Raw genomic sequence first — 23,373 nt, 5'->3', positions numbered from 1 at the left:
GCCGGTCACCGAGGACAGCCCGCTTCCTCGATTCTGCTCGCTCCCCGAAGCCCGCCCGCCGACCCTGTCCCTCACTCCGCGTCGTTGCCGGGCGTGCCGCCGTGCTCGAAGGGCGACACGACGCCCCGGTAGGCGAGATGGGTCACCATCCCCAGCGCTGCGTGCTCCAGGTTGTGGCAGTGGTCCATCCAGATGCCCGGGTTGTCGGCGACCAGCGCCACCCGCCACACCTGACCGGGGCCGACATCGAACGAATCCAGCCACAGCGGCGCCGCGGGCGCGCGTCCATCGACCTCCAGCACGAGCACGCGGTGCCCATGCGGGTGCATGGGATGAACTTCGAGCCCGCGGTTCACGATGGTCACCTCGACGGTGTCGCCCTCGCTCACGACGGTCGGTGCGATGTGCGGGTAGACCCGCCCGTCGACGGTGTACGCGTAGGCCGGTCCGTCCATCGTGACGCGCGGCAGCCGGTCCAGCACCATGGTCCGGCGCACATCGAACGGCTCCGCCGCCCAGGCGGGCAGCTCGCCGCGACCGTACGCCACCGGGTCGAAGGCGGGTCCGGCCGCGGCCGCCTCCGGAGGATCCTGTCCCGCCCGGGACACCAGCGCGACCGCGGCGGAGCGCGAAGCGGCATCCGTGACCCGCACCCCGGTGTCCGGCATCGAGAAGCCCACGTCGTACCGGCCGCCGGCCGGGATCCGGAGCGTGACGTCGTCGAGCTCCCCGGGTTCGGACAGGTCCGTCCCGTCGATCGCCAGCACCCGCAGCGGCGTGCCCGTCACGGTGACGACGTGCGTGAGCTGGTCGGTGTTGATCAGGCGCAGCCGCACGTCGGTGCCCGGCGCCACGGTGCGCAGCATCCGCTGGTCGGTCTGTCCCATCACCAGCCGCCCCGCGAAGGTGTGCAGCGGGATCGTCACGTCCACGCCGGACCGCACCGTTCCGGCGGGATGGACCACCAGCGTGCCGTACAGGCCGCGCACCACCCCCACCGAGGATTTCTGATGCGTGTGGTACCAGTAGGTGCCCGGCTGCGTCGCCGTGAAGCGGTAGGTGAAGCTGTCCCCGGGGGCGACGGAGTCCTGCGTGACCCCGGCGACGCCGTCCTCCCCGTTGGCGACGGGGTAGCCGTGCCAGTGGACGGTGACGCCCTCGGCGATGTCGCGGTTCTCCAGCGTCACCTCGACCAGGTCGCCGACGGTGGCCTCGAGCGCGGGGCCGCCCAGATCGCCGTACGTCCAGGCGGTCAGCTCCGCCCCGGACGGCAGGTGGATCCGGCTCTGCTGAGCTTGCAGGGTGACGGCCACGTCGGGTTCGCGGGCCGATCCTTCGCGCAGTTCCACGACCGAGACGGTCGGCCCGCCCCCGGGGATGCCCTGTGCGACCCCGCTGTCATGCCCGTGCGCGGCCGAGAGCGGGCCCGGCGCAGCGTCCGCGGCCAGGGCCAGGCCGGTCGCGATCACGACGACGGCCCCCGCGACCGCAGCGACCGTTCCGAGCGGGCGCCGGGCGCGCGTCTTCGCGAGGACGAGCGCCGCGATGGCGGTGGCGCCGACGACCGCGACGAGGACCGCGGCGACGCTCCACACCGACAGGGGTGCACCGAGGACGAAGGGGACGAACACGCCGGCGGAGGCCGCGAAGACACCCGCCCATGCGGCCACGCGGGTCGAGGTGGAAGCCGGACGCCCGGCCCGCAGATCCTGGGCGGCGCTGGCCCCGAACGACACCAGCGCGGCCACGGACAGCGGAGCCGAGGTCAGCACGCGGTCCGCGGCGAACTCCCAGTGCCGAGCCCACAGCAGGCCCACCATCGCGGAAGCGGCCAGCGTCGCGACGGCGGCCAGCGCGGCCACACCCCACCACGACACGCGGCGCACCGGCGCAGCGGAGGTGGCAACCGCGCCCCAGCCCACCGCGCCGGCCAGGCCGAGTGCCAGCGCGATGAGCTGGGTCGCGGTTGCGGTCACGTCAGGTTCGCGGTGGCGGCGTCCGGGCGGTCGGCGTCCGTGGCCGCGGCGGGTGCGGAGCGCCACGCGAGGACCCACGCACGCCGGGCGATGATGCCGGTCACGGCCAGGATCGCGACGCCGTTGAGCGCGTGCAGGCTCACCGTGAGGGTCGCGGCCAGCGGGATCTCCGCGGACTCCGGACCGACGTTGAAGATGGCCCCGGTGATGATGAAGATGATGGTCTGCAGTGCCAGCAGCAGGATGGCGATCACCGTAAGCCAGATCGTCCGCTTGCCCGCGCGGGCAAGCGCCGCCGTGAGCAGCGAGAGGATGAACAGCACCGGCAGGACGATGCGGCCGGTGGTGCCGTGGATGCCGAACAGGCCCTCGTCGGGGACGCTGAAGACCCCCATGCCGGCGAAGTAGAACTGCAGGACGACGGCGGCGACCGTGAGGATGCTGACGATCGAGAACACCTTGCGCACAGGAGACCCCCTTGGATCCGTGATCAGGACGACGGCGCGAACGCGCCGACGGATTCAGGAGCGCGGCACGCCGCCCCCTGATACCTCGCGGTCGCCGCGGTGTGCGGCGGCCGTCCCGGAGCGGCGGGAGCACGACGACCGTGCTCGCGAGAGAATCCCCATGGCCCCCCCAGGCGTCAAGCAGGACGGAGTACGACGCGTCCGTGCTGTCGGCGACAGTGTGCCAGCCGATCACCCGATTTGACAAGACCCCCGGTCAGCGGATCAATCCTGCGCAGCGACCGTTGCGTGTGCGGTGTCAGGCAGACGTCGCCGGCCCGTCGTGTGCCGCGGGCAGCGCCGGGGCTCCGGCGATGCCGCGCGCCGCGCGCTCGCGGGCCACGAGCTCGCGGACGAGGGGGGCGACGTCGTGCCCGAGCACCTGGAGCGTGCGGGGATCGTCCCCGGCGGCGATGAAGGTGCCGATGCCGTCCTCCAGCGCCAGGCCGGCGAGCTGCTCGGCCCACGCGGCGGGCTCGGCGGGTCCGGTTCCGACGTTCAGCAGCCGCCGGATCGCCCGCGGGTCGCGGCCCGCGGATTCTGCGGCCGCATCGATCGCCGCATTGCCGCGGTCGAGGTCGCCGGGCTTGAGATACCCGAGGGAGGGAACCCATCCGTCCCCCTTCCGGCCCGTCAGCGCCAGCATCCTCGGCTTGTACGCGCCGATCCAGATGGGGATGTCGTGTGCCGGACGCGGACCGCGCTTGGCCCCGGTGACCCGGTGATACCGGCCGTCCGAGAAGGCGCCCCGCTTCTGGTCGGTGTCCCAGAGCAGCCGGATGACGTCGATCGCCTCCTCCAGAGCGGTCACTGCCTGCCCCGGGGTGAGCCGCGTGCCGCCCATGGCGACGATCGCGTCCCAGAAGCCGCCGGCACCGAGCGCCAGATCGAAACGGCCGGCCGAGAGGAGATCGAGGCTCGCCGCGGAGCGCGCGATGACGGCCGGGAGCCGCAGCGGGACGTTCAGGACGTTCGGCGCGATCCGGATGCGCTCAGTCCGCGCCGCCACGAACGTCAGCAGCGTCCAGGTGTCCAGGAATGCCGGCTGATACGGGTGGTCTTGGAACGTCGCAAGATCCAGTCCCGCGGATTCGGGCGATCCGGGCCAATGCCACCGGGCTCTCGGGGTTCGCCGCCGCCGGGGTGATGAACGCTCCGAACTCGAGCGGGTGTCCGTAGTCCACGTCAGCCTCCGCTGTGGAGAACCGGCATCAATCGACGCCTATTCCACCGCATGCACCGCGATCCGCTCAGGTCGCGCGCCAGCAGCCCTCCACGTGGTCATCGACCATCCCAGCCGATTGCATGAGCGCGTACATCGTCGTGGGCCCGACGAACCGGAAGCCGCGCGCGCGCAGCGCCTTGCTCATCGCGGTCGACTCCGGCGTGACCGCCGGCACCTCGGCGAAGGCTCGGGGCCGGGCACGACCCGGCGGGGGCGCGAACGACCACAGCAGCGCATCCAGCTCACCGCCGCTCATCTCCCGCACGAGACGGGCGTTGGCGATCGTCGCTTCGATCTTCGCTCGATTCCGGATGATGCCCGGGTCTGCCATGAGCCGCGCGATGTCGGCATCGTCGAACGCCGCGACGGCCGCCGGCTCGAATCCGGCGAACACATCGCGGAAGCGGGGGCGCTTGCGCAGGATCGTGATCCACGACAGGCCCGCCTGGAAGCCCTCCAGACTCATCTTCTCGAAGAGCGCTCGGTCGCCGTGCAGCGGAACGCCCCACTCCTGGTCGTGGTACCGGCGGTATTCGCCGTCGTCCCCGGCCCAGGCGCAGCGGGACACGCCGTCCTGGCCGATCCGGATGTCCGGGCTCGGGATGCCGCTGCTCATCCCGTCAGGATAGGCCGCCGTCACCGGCACGGTGCGTGCGGCTACTTCTTGTTCGCGAGCTTCTCCGAGATCGGGGCCCGGCCGGACGCGGCGAGGTCGCGGTAGTACGCCCGTGCCTCGTCCTGGCGGTCCTGCTCGGCACCGGATGCGATCGGGGCGCGCAGGTGCTCGGGCTCGTATCCGAACGCGTCGACCAGGTCCTGCGCGTGCGGACGCAGCCGCAGGCACAGTCGGTCGATGTACTGCGCCACCGCACCGGCACGCTGCGAGGACAGGCGCCCGTTGATCAGGTACCACGCCAGGTGCTTCTCGATCAGCCCGAGCCCGAACAGGTCCCGCAGCCACACCAGGACCCGCCGCGTACCCTCATCGTCGACCCGGTCCACAGCATCCGTGAACGCCTCCCACTGCAGCAGCTCGGCATGGGCGCGGGCGGCCTCGATCAGCTCGGACTGGTTCGCGTTGAACAGCGCGGCCGCTTCGGCCGGGGGCAGGCTGGATGCCGGACGCAGGCGCGTCGCGACATCCGTGACCATGCGCTGGACACGACCGGCCAGCAGCTCGTGCTGCTGATCGGCACGCAGGCCGTGCTCGATGGAGCGCGCGGTGGAGCCGAAATCGCTCACCGTCTGGCCCAGCTGGCGCAGACCGGCGCCGTGGAACAGCTTGCCGGCGGTCTGGCCGACCGCGTACGCGGCGAGCGCCTTGGCGTCCTTGCCCTTGAACTGCTTGCCGAAGTCGCTCAGCAGCCGCTTGCCCACCAGTTGCAGCAGCACGTTGTTGTCGCCCTCGAACGTGGCGTAGATGTCCAGGTCGGCGCGCAGGCCGGTGAGCCGGTTCTCGAACAGGTACCCGGCGCCCCCGCACGCCTCGCGGGCCTCCTGCAGCGTGTCCAGGGCGTGCCAGGTCGACAGCGGCTTCAAGGCCGCCGCCAAGGTCTCGAGGTCCTGGCGATCGGCGTCCGTGTCGGTCGCTCCGCCCATGACCGAGTCGAACTTCTGCAGGAACTCGTCGTGCACGAAGATCGACGCGTACGTCGTCGCCAGGCGGGGCAGCAGGCGGCGCTGGTGCTTGCCGTAGTCCAGGAGGACGACCTCGTCGGTGCCGGTTCCGGAATCGAACTGCCGGCGCTGATTGGCGTAGGTGACCGCGATGTCCAGCGCGATCGCCGAGGCCCACGCCGCCGAACCGTCCAGCGACACCCGACCCTGCACCAGGGTTCCGAGCATCGTGAAGAACCGGCGACCGGGGCTGGAGATGTGGCTCGTGTACGTGCCGTCGGCTGCCACGTCGCCGTACTTGTTCAGCAGGTTGGTGCGGGGCACGCGGACCTGGTCGAAGTGCAGGCGTCCGTTGTCGATCCCGTTCAGCCCGCCCTTCAGCCCGTCGTCCTCGCCGCCGATCCCCGGCAGGAAGTCGCCGTTCTCGTCGCGGAGCGGAACGTAGAAGCAGTGCACGCCGTGATTGACGCCGCCGGTGATCAGCTGCGCGAAGACGGTGGCCGCCACGCCGTGCAGGGCCGCGTTGCCGAGGTAGTCCTTCCACGCGCCCCGGAACGGGGTGTGGAGCACGAACTCCTCGGAGTCCGGGTCGTAGGTGGCGGTGGTGCCGACGGATGCGACATCCGAGCCGTGACCGGTCTCGGTCATCGCGAACGCGCCGGGGATGTCCATGTTCATGATGCCCGGCAGCCACTTGTCGTGATGCTCCTTGGTGCCCAGCTGGAGCACGGCCGAGCCGAACAGCCCCCACTGGACGCCGGACTTGATCTGCAGGCTGGGGTCGGCCGCGACCAGTTCGGCGAAGCCGGCGATGTTCGCGCCGTTGTTCTCCGCGCCGCCGTACTCCTTCGGGAAGGCGCGGTGGACGCCCTTGTGCTCGACGAGCAGGTGCATCTGGCTCAGCACCCGCTCGCGGTGCTCGGCCATCGTGAGCCCGTCCACGCGCCAGAACGCCGGGTCCTTGATCATCTCGCGTGCCTCACGGCGGGTCTCAGCCCACGTACCCAGGAGCATGTCGGTCACCTGAGCGACATCGATGCGGGCCTCGGATGCCTCGGCTGCCGTGTGCGCGGCTGTGGGCGCCCCGCCCGCGGGGGTGCGCATGTTCGTGGCGGGCTTGCGGGAACGGACGGCGGCGTCGGCCATTGCGTCACCTTTCGGTGTGATCGGGAGTCGTCCCGACCGTAGGACTCCTCCAAGTCGCGGCAAACTCCGTTAGACGATCTGCACAAGCCCGGGGGTGGTGGCCGACCAGGGTCATTGTGCCCTCCCGACAGCGGCGGCGCACCGGGTCCGATGCGGCGGGTGCGGGTCCCGTCGGTATCACCGCGTCAGAACAGTCCGACGATCCGTCCGTCCTCATCGACGTCGATGGTCATCGCGGCGGGGACCGTCGGCAGCCCCGGCATCGTCATGATGTCTCCGCAGACCATCACCACGAAGCGTGCGCCCGCCGCCAGCCGCACCTCGCGCACGTCGACCGCGTGCCCGGTGGGCGCGCCGCGCAGCTTCGCATCCGTGGAGAACGAGTACTGGGTCTTGGCGACGCACACCGGGTACCGGCCGTACCCGTCCTCTTCGAGGCGCCGGATCTGCGCCCGCACGGCGGTGCTGGCGGTGATCTCCGAGGCTCCGTAGATCCGCGTGGCGATGGCCTGCATCTTCTCCCACAGCGACGCGTCGTCGGGGTAGGTGAACCCCAGATCCGACGGTTCCGCGCACAGGCGGACGACCTCGCGGGCCAGCTGTTCGGCGCCCGCGCCGCCCTCGGCGAAGTGCGTGGCCACGACGGCCACCGCCCCCAGCCGCTCGACGGCCGCCACCAGCGCATCGACCTCGGCATTCGTGTCCTCGGCGCGATGATTGATGGCCACCACCGCGGGCAGACCGAACGTCTCGCGGACGGTCTGCAGGTGCCGGGCGAGGTTCACGGTGCCCCGCTCCAGCGCCGCGACGTCCTCGGTCGCCAGATCTGCGACCTCCACCCCGCCGTGGAACTTCATCGCCCTGACGGTCGCGACGATCACGGCCGCTGCCGGGCGCAGCCCGGTCGTGCGGCACAGGATGTCGACGAACTTCTCCGCCCCGAGGTCCGCGCCGAACCCCGCCTCGGTGACCACGTAGTCGGCCAGATGCAGGGCAGAGCTGGTCGCCAGGTACGAGTTGCAGCCGTGCGCGATGTTGGCGAACGGTCCACCGTGGACGAAGGCGGGGGTGTTCTCCAGGGTCTGCACCAGATTGGGGGCGAGCGCGTCGCGCAGCACCGCGGTCATCGCGCCGTGCGCACCGAGTTCGCGGGCATGCACCGCTCGACGATCGCGCGTGTAGCCGACCACGATGTCCCCGAGTCGTTCGCGGAGGTCTCGCAGGTCGGTCGCGAGGCAGAAGATCGCCATCACCTCGGAGGCCACCACGATGTCGAAGCCGGACTCGCGGGGGTAGCCGTTGCCCGGCCCGCCGAGTCCGATGATCACGTCGCGCAGCGCGCGGTCGCTGATGTCCAGGACACGCCGCCAGGTGACCCGGCGCACGTCGATGTCCAGGGCGTTGCCGTGGTGGATGTGGTTGTCGATCATCGCGGCGAGCAGGTTGGTCGCCACCGCGATCGCGGAGAAGTCGCCGGTGAAGTGCAGATTGATGTCCTCCATCGGCACCACCTGGGCGTATCCGCCGCCCGCCGCACCGCCTTTCATGCCGAAGACCGGCCCGAGCGCGGGCTCGCGCAGGCAGATCATGGCGCGCTCGCCGATCCGGGTCAGCGCGTCGCCCAGTCCGACGGTCGTGGTCGTCTTGCCTTCGCCTGCGGGCGTGGGCGAGACCGCGGTGACCAGCACGAGCTTGCCCTGCGGGCGCTCGCGGATCGCGGCGAGATACTCCAGCGCCACCTTGGCCTTGTAGCGGCCGTAGGGCTCCAGGCTCTCGTCCGGGATGCCCAGCCGCGCGGCGACCTCACCGATCGGAATCATGCGCGCCGCTTGCGCGATGTCGATGTTGCTCAGGCTCATCGTCGAACCTCCCCCAGGGGCCGTGCCGGCCCGAGACCGCGGACCTTCGTCGGTCCTCGCGGTCAGCCTACGGTGCGACGCCCGCGATCACCGCGAGGACCGCGCTGCCGTATGCCTCGCGCTTCTTCGCGCCGATGCCGGTGATGCCATCCAGATCCGAGAGTGTGGCCGGACGCTGCTCGGCCAGGGCACGCAGCGTGGCGTCGCCGAAGACGATGTATGCCGGCATCCCCTGTTCCTTCGCGACCCCGGCCCGCCACTCGCGCAGCGACTCGAACAGCGGTCGGTCCCCGGCCTCCAGCGCGTCCGCGGCCGCGGCCTTGCGCGCCCGCGGCGCACCGCCGCCGGTGCGGCCGAGCACATCGCGGCGCAGCGGCACCGGGGTCTCCCCGCGCAGCACCGACCCGGCCGGTTCGCCCAGCGCGAGGGTGCCGTACTCGCCCTTCGGGACGAGGATGCCGCGAGCCAGAAGCTGCCGGATCACGCTGCGCCAGTCCTGGTCGCTGAGATCGGCTCCCAGGCCGTACGTGGACAGGCCGTCGTGGCCCTGCTGGCGGATGCGGTCGGTCGAGGCCCCCCGCAGGATGTCCACGAGGTGCCCGGCGCCGAAGGCCTGGCCGCGTTCGCGCTGCAGTCGCACGATCGTGGACAGCAGCTTCTGCGCGGGCACGAGTCCGTCCCACGTGTCCGGTGCCTCCAGGCAGGTGTCGCAGTTGCCGCAGGCCCCGGATGCCTCGCCGAAGTAGCCCAGAAGGTTCTGCCGACGGCATCCCACCGTCTCGCACAGCGCGAGCATCGCATCCAGGTGCTGCCCGAGGCGCATCTTGTACGAGCGCTCCCCCGGCGACTGGTCGATCATCCGCCGCTGCTGGACCACGTCGCCCAGGCCGTACGCCATCCAGGCGACCGCGGGCTCGCCGTCGCGACCGGCGCGACCGGTCTCCTGGTAGTAGCCCTCGACGGATTTGGGCAGATCGATGTGCGCGACGAAGCGCACGTCGGGCTTGTCGATGCCCATGCCGAAGGCGATCGTGGCGACCATCACGACGCCGTCCTCGCGCAGGAACCGCGACTGGTGGGCGGCACGGATCGACGAGTCCAGCCCCGCGTGGTACGCCAGCGCGTCGATGCCCTGCGTGCGCAGGTACTCGGCGGTCTGGTCCACGCTCTTGCGGCTCAGGGCGTACACGATGCCGGCGGAGCGCTCCGGCTGGGAGCGGATGAAGGCCAGCAGCTGCTTGCGCGGCTCGACCTTGGGGTCGATGCGGTACTGGATGTTGGGCCGGTCGAAGCTCGCCACGAAGTGCTGCGCGTCGTTCAGGCGCAGTCGCTGGGTGATCTCGCGGTGGGTCGCGTCGGTCGCGGTCGCCGTCAGCGCGACGCGGGGCACGCCGGGGAACTGGTCCCCGAGGTCGCCGAGCGTGAGGTAGTCCGGGCGGAAATCGTGTCCCCACTGCGACACGCAGTGCGCCTCGTCGATCGCGATGACGCTGAGCGTGCCGCGCTGCAGCAGCGACCGGGTCGATGCGTTGGAGAGCCGCTCGGGGGCGACGTAGATCAGGTCCAGCTCGCCGGCGAGGTAGGCCCGCTCGACCGCCGCGCGCTGCGGCGCCGCCTGGGTGCTGTTCAGGTACGCGGCGCGCACGCCGTTGGCGACCAGCGCGTCCACCTGGTCGTGCATCAAAGCGATCAGCGGGCTGACCACCAGACCGGTGCCCGGTCGCACCAGCGCGGGGATCTGGTAGATCAGGCTCTTTCCGCCGCCCGTGGGCATGAGGACGACAGCATCCCCGCCCTGCACGATCTGATCGATCGCGGGCGCCTGGTTGCCGCGGAACGTCTCGTAGCCGAAGACCGTGTGCAGCGCCTCGGCCGCGGTCGCGTAGCGCGAGGGCGTGGCACGCGGCGCAGCGGAGCCGCCTCGAGCCGTGGAAGGACCGACCGATCCCGCGGCCCGGCGCGCCGGAGGGAAGCCCTCATCCTCGAGGGGAGGCATCCATTCGTCGTCGGGCGGCGGGGGGAGTTCTTCGAGGTCCCACGCGAGGTCGGCGTACGGGTCGCCCTGTGGGATGTTCATCCCCTCCAGGGTAGCCGCGTCCCCCGACGCCGAGCCCCCGCGGCACCCGCCCCCCTCACCTCCCTGCGACCCGCCGCACGAAATCGCGCAGCATCAGATTCACCTTCACGGGGTCGCGCGCCTGCGGGAGGTGTCCGCCGCCGTCGATGATGACGTGCTCGGCGCCGGTGAGCTCGGCGAGGCGAAGGCTGCGCATCGGGTTCTGGCATCGGTCGAGGGAGCCGCTGATCACGAGCACCGGGCAGCGCAGGGCGCGGGCGGCGGCGACGGTGTCGGGCTCGTTGCCCGGGTACGGAGCTGAGCATCGGGCGAGGATCATCGCCTCGGGGCTGGTCTGCATCGCCCAGCCGACGCCGTCCTCGCGCTGCTTGGTGGAGTGCGGCTCGGGGAACATCTCACCGAAGAAGAATCGCGCGAAGTCCGGCCAGTCCTGCAGCCAGTGCTGACTGTTCAGCTTCTGCCAGCCCTCGTACGAGTCCCGGGGCGCGTCGAAGTCGAAGGCCACCTTGTGCGGCAGCGGCGGGCTCAGTTCCAGTCCGGGGTTGATCGCGCAGATGCCGAGGACGCGGTCGGGGTCTTCGGCGGCCATGATTACGACATAGCCCGCGCCGGAGCACAGCCCCACGAGCACCGCGCGGTCGGCGTCGACCGCGTCCAGCACCGCCCACGCGTCGTCGATCAGCAGGCGGTCGGCGTAGCCGTCGGAGCTGTCCGGGGTATCGCTGCCGCCGTTGCCCCTCGGGTCGCTCACCACGACGCGGAAGGAGCGCGCGAGGAAGGGCACCTGCGCCTTCCATCCGCGGCTCTCCACAATGGTGTTGGGCATGAGGAGGTAGACGGTGGGCTCCCCCTCGCCGTACACCTCGTAGTGGATCGCGACGCCGTCCCGGTCGACGAAGCCGCTCTGCACCGGCGAGAGCGCGCGCATCAGACCAGCTCCCCGAGGAGCGCAGCGGCGCGGGCCGCTCCGTCGACCTCGACCGGGCGGTACCGCACCTCCCGCCCGACCCCCGCGACGAGCGCCGCAGCGAGCACGTCGGGAGCACTCGCCTCGGCATAGCGGAGGCACGTGCCGGCGCCGTAGCGCTCGAGCCGATGCCGCACATGGAAGTTCTGCTCGAAGTGGTTCTCCAGCGGGACGTAGAGAAAGGGACGCTGGGCGGCGGTCAGCTCCATGCAGGTCGTCAGCCCGCCCTGCACCACCGCGACATCGCACGCGGCGAGCGCGAGGTAGAGGTCGGGCACGAAGCCGCGCACGATGGCGCCACCGCGCCGCGGCAGCGAGGAGGGATCGATGCGTGGGCCGGTCACGACCAGGAACTGCAACGACGGCAGCAGTCGCCGGGCGAGCGGGATCGCGTCCATCACCCGGTGCAGCAGCGCATCGCCCACACCCGACCCACCCACGGTCACGACGCAGAGCAGGTCGTCGGGTCCGAATCCCAGCCGCTCCCGCACCGCAGCGCGCTCCTCCTCGGACGGAGGCGTGAACCCCGTGACGTACCCGGCGAAGTCGTAGTGCTCGCGCGTCCAGTCGCGAATGCGCGGCATCCCCGGCCCGAACGATTCGTCCACGACGTCCTCCGGATTCCCGACGAAGATCGAGCGGTCGCGAAGCCGCCGGTAGCGCGCCCGCTGCTCGAGCATCTCGGCGTTGTAGTCGGCGGTGAGCGCGGCCTCGGCATCCCCACCTGCCGGCATCGGCAGCCATCCGACGAAATCGGTCAGCCACGCGAAGGCGAAGCGCTTGAGCTCGGGGTTCTCGTGCAGGAAGTAGTCGACGTCCCACGCCTCGTCGCCGATCACGAGGTCGTAGTAGGTCTCGTCGACGACGTCGTTGAAGACCATGAAGTTGTTCACGAGGATCTCGTCCATCCGCCGGATTGCCTGAAAGGCGTGCAGATCGTGATCCGCGGACTCGTCCTCGATGTGCGCGGATTCGTTCGCGAGCAGAGCGGATGCCGGGTGCACAGGTTCACCGGCATCCGCCAGCACCCGGGTGACAGGATGCTGCGCGAGCCAGTCGATCTGCAGGTCCGGGTGGATCCGGCGCAGCTCCTGGGCGATCGCGACATCACGTCGCGCATGGCCGAGCCCGATCGGGGAGGAGAGGAACAGCGCTCGTCGCGGGCGTCGCTGCGCCCGGACCCAGGTGTGGCTTCGACCCATCGTCGCCATCCCCCCAGTGTGCTCCTCTCCTCCGCCGGACGTCAGGGCCTCGCCTCGATCACGCGGTTGAAGGGCGTCTCGGCGACGGTGCGGAAGCGCGTGAAGCCGCCCGCTGCGGTGACATCGCGGATGCGCGCGGGTCCCGCCTGGGTGCCGAGCGCCAAGCCGACGTCCTGCGACAGCGAGGACGGCGTGCACAGCAGCGTCGAGAACCCGTAGTACGCGCGGCCGACCGCGTTGAAGTTGTCTTCGACGTGGTCGCCGGCCATCGGCTCGACGATCATCCACGTTCCGTCGTCGGCGATGACCTCGCGCACGTGCCGGGCGGCGCCCACGGGGTCGCCCATGTCGTGCAGCGAGTCGAACATGGCGACGAGGTCGTAGCCGCGACCGGCGAACTCCTGCGCCGACGCGACCTCGAAGCGCACCCGGTCGGCCACGCCGGCCTCCTCGGCGCGCGCCTTCGCCGTCTCGATCGACTCCCGGTGGTAGTCGAAGCCGACGAACCTCGACTGCGGGAAAGCCTGCGCGAGCAGAATCGTGGATGCCCCGTGCCCGCAGCCGACGTCGGCGACCAGTGCCCCCGCCGTCAGCTTCTCCTGTACACCGTCCAGTGCCGGGATCCACGAGTCCACGAGGTGGGCGTGGTAGCTCGGGCGGAAGAACCGCTCGCAGCCGATGTGCACGTCGGTGTCGTGCTCGTGCCAGCCGAACCCCGCACCGCTGCGGGCGGCATCGATGATGTGCTCGGTGTCGTGCACGGTGCCGAGCGCGATCTGGAAGAGCCCGGGGAGGAACGCCGGGCTGTCCGGATCGGTCATCGCGAGCGCGTGCTCGGGAGGCAGCGTGTAGCGCTTGGTCTCGGGGTCGTAGTGGACGTAGCCGCCCGCGGCCTGCGCGTTCAGCCACTCGCGGGCATACGGCTCCGCGGTCTGCGTGCGCTCGGCCAGCTGTGCGGGGGTGCTTGCACCGTGGGCGGCGAGGTCCCGGTAGTATCCGAGCTTGTCGCCCATGACGACGAGCGCCGCATTGAGGGTCGCTCCGACCTCATCGACGGCACGGAAGACGAAGCTCATGAGCTTGTCGGTGTCGATCTGGGTCGGTTCGGTGGTGACGGACATGGTTCGGCTCCTTCTGTCAGTGCTGCCGATGGATGCCTCGACCGTACGAAGCGGCGCAGGGTCGCCGCATCCGGGGACCCCCCTAGTCCTGCGCGCAGTTCTACACTCGGGGCATGCTGGTGGGTCGGCAGGCCGAGCAGCAGGCGATCGATCGGCTCATGGCCGCCGCCCGCCTGGGCACGGGCGGCGTGCTCGCGGTGACGGGCGAGGCCGGAGTCGGCAAGACCGCACTGCTCGAGAATGCCGTTTCGGGGCAGCCCGGCATCCGGGTGCTGCGCGCGACCGGACTCGAGTCCGAGCGGGAGATCCCGTTCGCGACCCTGCTTCAGCTGGTGCGGCCGGCTCTCGGTGCGCTCGACGGCATCCCGCCCGTGCAGGCCACCGCGCTCTCCGCGGCGCTCGCGCTCCCCGGCGGCCACGGCGACGACGCCCGCGACCGGTTCGCCATCGGCGCTGCGGTGCTGAGCCTGCTCTGCCGCTACGCGGAGGAGGAGCCGGTCGCGGTCCTCGTCGACGACCTGCAGCTGGCCGACGCACCCTCCGCCCATGCTCTCGTCTTCGCCGCGCGGAGACTGACGGCCGACCCCGTGGCCGCGCTGTTCGGCGTGCGCACCCCCGAAGGTGACGAGGTCGTCATCGGCCTGCCGCGGCTGTCCCTCGAAGGGCTGGACCTGGCGGCGACGCGAGCGCTGCTGTCGCACGTCACGGGGGGCGGTCCGTCCGACGCGCAGGTGGGGCTGTTGCATCGAGCGACCGAAGGCAACCCGCTCGCGCTGCTCGAACTGCGCGCCGCCGACCTCGATGTGGTGCAGAGCGTCGAGACCGGGCTCCCGCTGCGCGTCCCCCGTGTCGTCGCAGACACGTTCGGGCGTCGGCTGGAGCGGTTGGATGTCGACTGCCGCGCCGCGCTGCTGGTCGCGGCGGTCTGCGGCACGGACCTTCGCCTCATCACAGCCGCCTGCGCTGCGCACGGGATCGATGCGGCGCGTCTCGGCGACGCGGAGACTGCGGAAATGGTGACGGTGCAGGGCGGGCGCGTCGAGTTCCGGCATCCGCTCCTGCGCTCCGCCGTCTATTCCGGTGCGTCGATGCAGCAGCGCCATGCGGCACACCGCGCCGCGGCGGACGCGACACCGCGAACGGATGCCGATCGCCGGGCGTGGCATCTGGCGGAGGCGACGTGGCATCCGGATCAGGAGGTCGCCGACCTGCTGGCGGAGGCGGGCGAGCACGCCGTGGCGCGCGCGGCCTACGCGGTGGCATCGGGGGCGTTCGAGCGGGCGGCCCGGCTCTCTCCCGAGGCCGAGGACCGCGCTGAGCGCCTCCTGCGCGCGGCCGATGCCGCGTGGATCGCCGGCGACGGCAGGCGGGCGATCGCGCTGCTCGACGAGCGGGAGCGGGACGCCTCGCCAGAGGCGGCGACTTACGATGTGCGCGAGAGCGAGCTGCGCGCATCGATCGCCGCGCGCACGGGGTCGCTGCGCGAGGCACTGGGCATCCTGCTCACCGCCGCAGATCGCGCGGACGACGCCGACGCGGCGACGGTCGCCCTGGCCGATGCGGTGCACGCGACCTTCTACCTCGGCGACGCACGGACGGCAGCGGGACTCGGCGAGCGGCTCGCTGCGCTGCGGGCCGACGTGACCCGGCCGCGCGCGCTGGCGCTGGGGCTGATGGCGACGGGGATGGCGCGCACCCTTGCCGGCAGCGGCGGCGCCGACGACATCCGCGCGGCGGTGCCGCTGCTGGAGACGGATCCGGAACTCGGTCACGACCCGCGCCGGCTGTCGTGGCTGCTGCTCGCACCGCTGTTCCTGCGGGATGCGACCAGCGGTGCGCGCCTGCGGACGCTCGTGGACGACGTGCGCAATGCTGCGGGGATCGGAGCCCTGCCCGCCGTGCTCTTCCACGTCGCGGTCGACCAGTCCACGACGGATGCCTCCTGGCCGCGTGCGGAGGCGAACTTCGGCGAGGCGATCCGCCTCGCGTCCGAGACGGGTCAGACGACGGAGCTGGCGATGTCCCTCGCGGGACTCGCCCGGCTCGAGGCCCGGGCCGGGCGCGTGGACGCGTGCCGCGCGCACGGAGCCGAGGCACGCCTGCTGTGCGCGGCGCGCGACATCCACGTCGGCGAAGTGTGGGTCGGCCTGGCCCTGGGCGACCTGGAGCTGTCGCTCGGGCACCCCGACCGCGCGCTCGCGCACCTCTCCGGGCTCGCGGAACTGCTCGAACGCCTGCGCCTGGACGACGTCGACCTCTCGCCCGCGCCCGAACTGACCGACGCGCTGGCACGTCTCGGGAGGCGCGCAGACGCAGCATCCGTCGCCGCGGAATTCCGTGTGCGCGCCGATCGCAAGGGGCAGCCCTGGGCGCGCGCGCGGGCGGCGCGGGCGATGGGCCTCGCGGCGGCGGACGACGAGTTCGACACGTGGTTCGAGCGGGCACTGGACCGGCACGCCGAGACCCTGGACGCCTTCGAGGCCGCCCGCACCCGACTCGCCTACGGGGAGAGGCTGCGACGTGCCGGGCGGCGCAGCGACGCCCGCCGACCGCTGCGTGAGGCCCTCGACGGCTTCGCCGAGCTCGGTGCGAGCCTGTGGCGTGACCGCGCCGCCGCCGAGCTCACCGCGACCGGCGAGCACGTCAGAGCCGCCGGCGATGATCCCGTCGCCGTCCTGACTCCGCAGGAGCTGCAGGTCAGTCTGCTCCTGGCCGAGGGCCGCACGACGCGGGAGGCCGCAGCCGCGCTGTTCCTCAGCCCGAAGACCGTCGAATACCACCTGCGGAAGGTCTATACGAAGCTCGGCATCTCGTCGCGCGAGGCGCTGTCCACGCTGCTGCCGGGGGCCGATCGCTGAGCGGCTCCGCTTAGAGGCGCAGCACCTCGGTGATGCGCACGACCGCGGCGCCCTGTTCCTCGGACGCGGCCAGGTCCACCTCGCCGCGGATGCGCCAGTCGTGGTCGCCGGCCGGGTCGTCGATCGTCTGCTCCACCTTCCAGACGCCGGATGCCGCGGCATCCGTCTCATCGACGGTGACCAGTCGCGGCGCGCGCGCCGCTCCACCGGTGAGGATCTCGTCGTGCTCGTCGAAGTACGCGTCCAGGGCCGCCGACCAGTCCACGTCCGGATCCAGCTCGGCCAGCTCGTCGTCGCGCTGCAGGGCGGCCAGGCGCACCCGGCGGAACAGCTCGTTGCGCACCAGCACGAGGAACGCGCGGCGGTTCGTCAGCACCGACGGCGGGGCGGGCGGCACGACCGGCGCGGTCGGGTCGGTCATCACCGGGTTGATCAGGCTCTCCCACTCGTCCACCAGGCTCGAGTCGACCTGGCGGACCAGCTCACCGAGCCACGCGATGATGTCCAGCAGCTCCGGCGTCTGCGCATCGGTCGGAACGGTCTGGCGGATCGCCCGGTACGCATCGCTGAGGTAGCGCAGCACGAGCCCCTCGCTGCGGGCGAGCGAGTACACCTGGATCAGCTCCGCGAACGACAGTGCCCGTTCGAACATGTCCCGCACGACCGACTTGGGCGACAGCTCGAAATCGCGCACCCAGGGCTGGCTCGAGGCGAACACCTCGAACGCCTGCGCGAGCAGCGCTTCGAGCGGCTTCGGATATGTGATCTCCTCGAGCAGCTCCATCCGCTCGTCGTACTCGATCCCCTCGCGCTTCATCGCCGCAACCGCCTCGCCGCGCGCCAGGAACTGCTGCTGCGAGAGGACGGGCCGCGGGTCATCCAGAGTGGCCTCGATGACGCTGACCACGTCGAGCGCATAGTGCCCGGTGCCGGCGGCATCGGGCGCGTCCCCCGGATCCAGCAGCCCGATGGCGGCGAGCGCGAACGGGGACAGCGGCTGGTTGAGTGCGAAGTTCGGCTGCAGGTCGACGGTGAGTCGGATGCGGCCGTCCGGGTCGGCGACGACCACCTGCGCGGCGACCAGGGTGCGGAAGATCCCCAGCGCGCGGCGCGCCAGTTCGTACTTGCGCGCCCGGGGCTCGTGATTGTCGAACACCAGGGAGCGCACGTTGGCGAACACGTCGCCTCCGCGCGCGATCACGTTGATGAGCATGGCGGCGGTGAGCTGAAGGTGCGGCTCCAGCGGCTCCGGCTCCGCGGCGACGAGTCTCTCGAACGAGGCCTCGCCCCAGTTCACGAATCCCTGCGGCGCCTTCTTGCGCACGATCTTGCGGACCTTCTTCGGGTCATCCCCCGCTTTGGCGACCGCGGTGGAGTTCTCGATCTCGTGCTCGGGTGCCATCACCACGACCGTCCCGGCCGTGTCGTATCCGGCGCGACCGGCCCGGCCGGCGATCTGATGGAACTCGCGGGCGCTGAGCTGCCGCATCCGCTGCCCGTCGAACTTCGCGAGCGCGGTGATCAGCACCGTGCGGATCGGCACGTTGATGCCGACGCCGAGGGTGTCGGTGCCGCAGATGACGCGCAGCAGCCCGCGCTGCGCGAGCGTCTCGACCAGTCGCCGGTAACGCGGCAGCATGCCCGCGTGATGGACCCCGATGCCCGCCCGGACGTAGCGGGACAGCGTGCGTCCGAAGGCGGTCGTGAAGCGGAAGCCGCCGATCGCCTCCGCGATGGCGTCCCGCTGCTCGCGGCTGACGATGCGCACGCTGGAGAGCGCCTGGGCGCGCTCCATCGCTGCGGCCTGCGAGAAGTGGACGATGTAGATCGGAGCCTGGCCGGTCTCGAGCAGTTCCTCCACCGTCTCGTGCACGGGGGTCCGCGCGTAGGAGAAGTGCAGCGGCACCGGCCGCTCGACGCCGGTGATGACGGCGGTCTCGCGACCCGTGCGTCGGGTGAGGTCGGCGGCGATGCCGGTCACATCGCCCAGGGTCGCCGACATCAACACGAACTGCGCGCGCGGAAGCAGCAGGAGGGGCACCTGCCACGCCCAGCCGCGGTCCGGGTCGCCGTAGTAGTGGAACTCGTCCATCACGACCTGGTCGACGTTCGCGTCCGCGCCCTGGCGCAGCGCGAGGTTCGCGAGGATCTCGGCCGTGCAGCAGATGATGGGCGCGTCGGCATTGACCGACGAGTCCCCGGTGACCATGCCGACGCTCTCGGCACCGAAGATGTCCACCAGCGCGAAGAACTTCTCGCTGACGAGCGCCTTGATCGGCGCGGTGTAGTAGGTGCGCCCGCCGCGTGCCAGGCAGGCGGCGTGGGCGGCCACCGCGACGAGGGACTTGCCGGTGCCCGTCGGCGTGGACAGGATGACGTTGGCCCCGGAGACGATCTCGATCGCCGCCTCGTCCTGCGCCGGGTACAGCGCCAGCCCCTGGGCGGCGGCCCATCCGACGAACGCCTCGTACACCGCGTCGGGGTCGGCCCCGACCGGGATGCTGTCGCGCAGGGAAGCCGGCATCCCTCGAGTCTGACAGGCCGCGGCGTGCGATCCGCCGGAATGCCCTGCCGAGCCGTGCGTTGCACCCACGGACACACCGATGCAGGACGAAGGGACGGACATGACCACGAATCCCGCCACTGGCGCCGAGACGACCCCCACCGCAGATGCGGAGCCGCGCGTCCAGCGCAATGACCAGGACAGCCGGTACGAGATCTGGCTCGGCGACGTGCTCGGAGGATTCGCGGAGTTCGCGCCCGATTCCCGCGGCCGGATGGAGTTCCTGCACACCGAGGTCGATCCCTCCCTGGAGGGGCGGGGGCTCGGGGGATTGCTGGTCGGAGAGGCGATGACCGATGTCGCCGGTCGCGGCGAGACGGTCGTTCCGCGCTGCCCCTTCGTGATGCGCTACCTGCGAGGCAACGACGTCCCGGGGCTGCAGGTGGACTGGCCGGAAGCGCGCGGCGCGGCGCAGTGATGCCGCGGGGCGCCCCCTCCGGGTGTCCCCCGCTCAGCGCACCACGACGAACCCGGAGACGCCGGTCGCCCCCTCCACCTGAGCATTGCCGGCGTATTCGGCCACGACGACGTGGATGCCGGTCTGCTGCGCCGGAAGGGTGAAGGTGACGCGGCCCTCGGCGAGTGTGCCGGTGTACTCGGTCGCATCGACCCGGACGACCACGGAGCCCTCCGCCCGCGCGCCGAGCGCGGTCCTCACGTCCACGGTCACGGCGTACCCTTCCGCGGTCGTGCCGCGGTACGGGCGCATGGTGACCTCGACCGAGGAGCCGGCCTTCACGATCACCTCGTCGCTCACGGCCGTGCCGGCATTGACGTTGCTGGGCCGGGAGGCGGTCTCCTGGACGGACAGCGCGGCGCCGACATCGGCCGCGGTGACCCGGTACCGGGCGCCGTCCGCGTCGGGGATCGGCTGCCCGTTGCGCAGCCACCGGTGGGCGAGATCGACCGCGTCCGGTTCCCACGCGCCCGGCGACACGGTGAGCGTATCCCCGACGCGGGGATTGCCCACGATCGCGGGCGCCGTGCGCGTCTGCGGCGGGGGCATTCCCGCGTCGATCTCGACCACGGTCTGCGCATCGGTGTCGCCGTAGGTCACGGCTCCGAGATACCGGGTGCCGGGGAGCAGCCCCTGCCAGGACAGTGCGTAGCGGGCGGTGCGAGCGGCCCAGCCGGACAGCTCGTCCTGCGCAGCGGTCAGCGAGCGCGCGCCATCCGGGCGGACGACCGCCGCGGTCAGGTCCCACGTCATCGCCCCTGCAGCCTCGCGCACGTTCGCCACGACCAGGTAGGAGCCGGCGGCCGGGTGGGGGAGCGTGACCTCGTCCGCTGCCCCCACGGCCGGCGTCCAGCGCTCGTGATAGCGCGCGTCGGCGGGGCCGACGAGCCGGTACACGCTCAGGTGCAGGTCGCTGTCATCCGATCCGCGGAGCGCGAACCGCGCGAGCGACGACCCCTCCGGCACCTGGACGACCCACCCCGCGTTCCCGTTCTCGTCACCGGAGTCCTGGTCTCCGGAATGACCGGGGACCGATCCGTCCGTGAGCAGCTCCACCGGCGCGAGGCCGACCACGTCGAGGGGGATCACGCCGTCGGCCTGCGCTTGCACGGTCACCTCAATGCTCCCGGCGATGCCCTCCGCCGAGACGACGGGCTCGGCATCCACGGCTGCCGGTCGGACGGCCAGCGGCGAGCGCACCGAGGTGCCGTCCTCGCCGCTCCACGTCAGGAACCCGGTCGCCCACACCTCGGCGGGGGCGAGCACATTGGCGATGGTGACGGCGAACTCCTTCGTCTCGCCCGCCCGCGCGAAGCTCAGCGCCGCAGGCTGCACCGTGACGTCGACGCCCGGGATGCTCGCCGCGGCCCGGTAGGTGCCTGGACGCGTGGCGGTCAGTGCGCGGGTGACCGTCTGCTCGCCGGCCAGGCCGCCGAGGGTGATCGACGGCAGGTTGATGTCCCGGCCCGCCCGCGCGGGCAGGTCGGAGCGGACCAGACCCCGCCCCTTCAGGTAGCCCGCCCACTGGGCAGGTCCACTCCGGTAGAGCAGCGCGGGATCGAGCAGACCGATGGCGTCGACCTGCCCCGCGCCCTGCGCGAACGGGTCGGTGTGCGCGGATCCGTCCGCATGCGCGGTGTCGCCGGCGGAGGTCATGATCGCGGACTTGATCTCATCGGGAGTGGCGCGGGGAAAGGCGCCCAGATACCGGGCCGCCGCCCCCGCGGTGTACCCAGCCGCCATCGAGGTGCCGGATGCGATGCTCCACGTGGGGTCCCCGTTGGCACTGTCGGGGCCCGCCCCCAGGATTCCCGCGCCGGGCGCCGCGGCATCCGGGGTGAGCACGTCGTGGTCCGTGGCCGACGGCCCCCGGCTGGAGAACCCCGCGATCTGCGGCGTCCCGGCATCGATCTGCGTCGCGTTCGCGCCGATCAGCGTCGCGGTGATGTCGGTGCCGCCCGCGAGCTGCTCCTGCAGCGCGGCACGGTCGCCGGCGTCGATGTGCACGGTCGGCACCGCGTGCGGCTCGCTGTCCAGCGAGTCCGGCGTCACGTTGGCGAGGATCATTCCGATGCCCCCGGCATCGGACACCTCCTGCGACTTCTCCGTCCGTGGGTTCGTGCCCCGGTCGCAGATCACGATCGCCCCGGACACCACGGCCGGGTCCAGCGTCCCCGGATAGCAGAGGTTCGCGTCGGCCGCGTTCGCGAGTGCGGCATCGCCCGCGTACCGGACCGGGCCGGTGACCTCCGCACCGGCAGGCAGGGACATCGACACGCCCAGGGCCTGGAACCCGGTGGACAGCTGCACGGTCGCCTCGAACGTCGAGGTGGTGGATGCCGCGACCGTGGTGTACCACGGCGCACCGCGCCCCGCGGTGGTGGCTGCGCCCGGGCCGGCGTTGCCCGCGCTGGCCGCGACGAAGACGCCGGCGACCGCCGCGTTGTAGAGGGCGATGTCCTCGACGCCCCAGCCGCCCTCGGCCCCGCCGCCCTCGGCCCGGCCGCCCTCGGCCCGGCCGCCCTCGGCCCGACCGCCCTCGGCCCGACCGCCGACGGCATAGGCGATGACATCGACACCGTCGGCGACCGCCTGCTCGACGGCCGAGACCACATCGCTGCCGACGCAGACGTCATCGGCTGCGGCCAGCGGATCCCCGCCCGTGAAGCAGGCCTTGTAGGCGGCGATCTTCGCTGCCGGGGCCATTCCCGACAGCACGCCCAGGTCGATGTCCCCCGCCGACGCCTGCACCGCCGCGTTGCCGGCGGCGATACCGGCGACGTGTGAGCCGTGGCCCTCCGCGTCACGCGGCGAGAGGGTGTCGTGGTCGAAGGAGAATCCGGCGGCGAGCGCACCGGCGGAGAAATGCCGTGCGCCGATCAGCTTGGTCGAGTAGTCGGAGTCCGTCCATCCCGCGGCGCTGGAGCGTTCGCTGCGGAACTCGCGCCCGTCGGCCTTCGCGAAGACCACCGTGTCGCCGACGAGATGGGGCTCCGCCCCTTTGCCACTCCGCAGCCGGTCGCCCGCGAACGCGGGATTCTCCGGCGCGATCCCGGTGTCGATGACGCCGACGACGACGCCGGCTCCCGCCGCGTCGCCGGGGTCGGGCGAATCGGCGTCGGGCGAATCGGCGTCGGGCGAGTCCGCCTCGCGCAAGTCCGGGTCGGGGGAGTCCGGGTCGGGGGAGTCCGGGTCGGGCGAGTCCGCCTCGCGCGAGTCCGGGTCGGGCGAGTCCCGGTCGGGCGAGTCCGGGTCGGGCGAGTCCGGGTCGTCGTCCGGTGCCGGTTGACGCGGAGCGTCGGTGGCTGTCGTCGCGTCCGGGCGCAGGATCTCGTCCGGGTACACCGCCAGGACGCCCTCGGTGACCGCGACCCGCGCGGCCCGGGCGGGTGACATGATCACGCTGAACCCGTTCAGCGTGATCATGTACGTCGCGGCAGCCTGCACCCCCGCCTCGCTCGCGACGGCGGCTTGCCTCTCGGCCAGGAACGCGGCATACCTGCGCACCTCGGCCGAGTGCGGATCCAGCTTTTCGCCGTCGCGGGGCATGGTCGCCGCCAGACCGGGCTCGCCGCCTTCGTAGGTGGCGACCGGCGCCTCGTCGAGGACGACGATGTACGAGCCGGTCGGAGAATCGATCCGGACGGGGGCGATCGGTTCGTCCACCGGCGCGGCACCGAACGCGGGCGGGCCTGCCAGCAGGGTCCCGACCACGACGCACACCGTTGCGCACGTCGCCCACCGAACCATGGCGAACCCCCTCGACTGAGGCTCAGTTGCGTCGCATCGCTGCAACTGG

Annotated in this window: 14 protein-coding genes; 2 read left to right on the top strand and 12 right to left on the bottom strand. The window is 71.8% G+C overall.

Features of this window, described 5'->3' with window-relative positions:
* Positions 1-71 precede the first annotated feature (71 nt).
* From QNO12_RS00695 to QNO12_RS00650, 10 genes are all read right to left on the bottom strand, one after another.
* Positions 72-1,976 carry a multicopper oxidase family protein gene (locus QNO12_RS00695; protein ID WP_257500834.1) on the bottom strand — a complete coding sequence of 635 codons (1,905 nt, stop codon included), beginning with the start codon at positions 1,974-1,976 and terminating at the stop codon, positions 72-74.
* The gene (locus QNO12_RS00690) at positions 1,973-2,443 is read right to left on the bottom strand and encodes a DUF6220 domain-containing protein (RefSeq protein WP_257500835.1); all 471 of its coding nucleotides are present in this window, start codon (positions 2,441-2,443) and stop codon (positions 1,973-1,975) included. The genes QNO12_RS00695 and QNO12_RS00690 overlap by 4 nt, the downstream gene beginning before the upstream one ends.
* A gap of 298 nt (positions 2,444-2,741) precedes the next feature.
* Positions 2,742-3,518 carry an LLM class flavin-dependent oxidoreductase gene (locus QNO12_RS00685; RefSeq protein ID WP_350338529.1) on the bottom strand — a complete coding sequence of 259 codons (777 nt, stop codon included), beginning with the start codon at positions 3,516-3,518 and terminating at the stop codon, positions 2,742-2,744.
* A gap of 214 nt (positions 3,519-3,732) precedes the next feature.
* Complete coding sequence (locus tag QNO12_RS00680; RefSeq protein WP_257500836.1) at positions 3,733-4,323, bottom strand: DNA-3-methyladenine glycosylase I; 591 nt, start codon at positions 4,321-4,323, stop codon at positions 3,733-3,735.
* Positions 4,324-4,364: 41 nt separating this feature from the next.
* Positions 4,365-6,470: an acyl-CoA dehydrogenase family protein gene (locus QNO12_RS00675; protein WP_257500837.1), complete on the bottom strand. Its 2,106-nt coding sequence runs from the start codon at positions 6,468-6,470 to the stop codon at positions 4,365-4,367.
* Positions 6,471-6,655: 185 nt separating this feature from the next.
* On the bottom strand, positions 6,656-8,329 hold the full coding sequence (locus QNO12_RS00670) for a formate--tetrahydrofolate ligase (RefSeq protein ID WP_257500838.1): 1,674 nt from the start codon (positions 8,327-8,329) through the stop codon (positions 6,656-6,658).
* A 67-nt stretch (positions 8,330-8,396) separates the two neighbouring features.
* Positions 8,397-10,406, bottom strand: a complete 2,010-nt coding sequence (gene recQ / locus QNO12_RS00665) for a DNA helicase RecQ (RefSeq protein WP_257500839.1) — start codon at positions 10,404-10,406, stop codon at positions 8,397-8,399.
* A 55-nt stretch (positions 10,407-10,461) separates the two neighbouring features.
* A complete protein-coding gene (locus QNO12_RS00660; RefSeq protein WP_257500840.1) occupies positions 10,462-11,334 on the bottom strand; it encodes an alpha/beta fold hydrolase in 873 nt (290 codons plus the stop codon).
* Positions 11,334-12,584 carry a glycosyltransferase gene (locus tag QNO12_RS00655; RefSeq protein ID WP_257500841.1) on the bottom strand — a complete coding sequence of 417 codons (1,251 nt, stop codon included), beginning with the start codon at positions 12,582-12,584 and terminating at the stop codon, positions 11,334-11,336. Before QNO12_RS00655 ends, QNO12_RS00660 begins: the two co-directional genes overlap by 1 nt.
* Before the next feature lie 32 nt (positions 12,585-12,616).
* Positions 12,617-13,696: a class I SAM-dependent methyltransferase gene (locus QNO12_RS00650; protein ID WP_257500842.1), complete on the bottom strand. Its 1,080-nt coding sequence runs from the start codon at positions 13,694-13,696 to the stop codon at positions 12,617-12,619.
* A gap of 113 nt (positions 13,697-13,809) precedes the next feature.
* Here QNO12_RS00650 and QNO12_RS00645 point away from each other — a divergent pair, with 113 nt between their 5' ends.
* Complete coding sequence (locus QNO12_RS00645; RefSeq protein WP_257500843.1) at positions 13,810-16,554, top strand: ATP-binding protein; 2,745 nt, start codon at positions 13,810-13,812, stop codon at positions 16,552-16,554.
* Positions 16,555-16,564: 10 nt separating this feature from the next.
* Here QNO12_RS00645 and QNO12_RS00640 read toward each other — a convergent pair whose 3' ends face one another.
* Positions 16,565-19,078 carry a DEAD/DEAH box helicase gene (locus QNO12_RS00640; RefSeq protein WP_257500844.1) on the bottom strand — a complete coding sequence of 838 codons (2,514 nt, stop codon included), beginning with the start codon at positions 19,076-19,078 and terminating at the stop codon, positions 16,565-16,567.
* 100 nt (positions 19,079-19,178) lie between these two features.
* Here QNO12_RS00640 and QNO12_RS00635 point away from each other — a divergent pair, with 100 nt between their 5' ends.
* Complete coding sequence (locus QNO12_RS00635) at positions 19,179-19,535, top strand: GNAT family N-acetyltransferase (RefSeq protein ID WP_257500845.1); 357 nt, start codon at positions 19,179-19,181, stop codon at positions 19,533-19,535.
* A 33-nt stretch (positions 19,536-19,568) separates the two neighbouring features.
* Here QNO12_RS00635 and QNO12_RS00630 read toward each other — a convergent pair whose 3' ends face one another.
* Positions 19,569-23,324: a S8 family serine peptidase gene (locus tag QNO12_RS00630; RefSeq protein WP_257500846.1), complete on the bottom strand. Its 3,756-nt coding sequence runs from the start codon at positions 23,322-23,324 to the stop codon at positions 19,569-19,571.
* Positions 23,325-23,373 lie beyond the last annotated feature (49 nt).

The organism is Microbacterium sp. zg-B185, from assembly GCF_030246885.1.
GTDB lineage: Bacteria > Actinomycetota > Actinomycetes > Actinomycetales > Microbacteriaceae > Microbacterium.
Note: the sequence above shows the minus strand (reverse complement) of the source record. Positions and strands in the feature narration are given on the sequence as shown.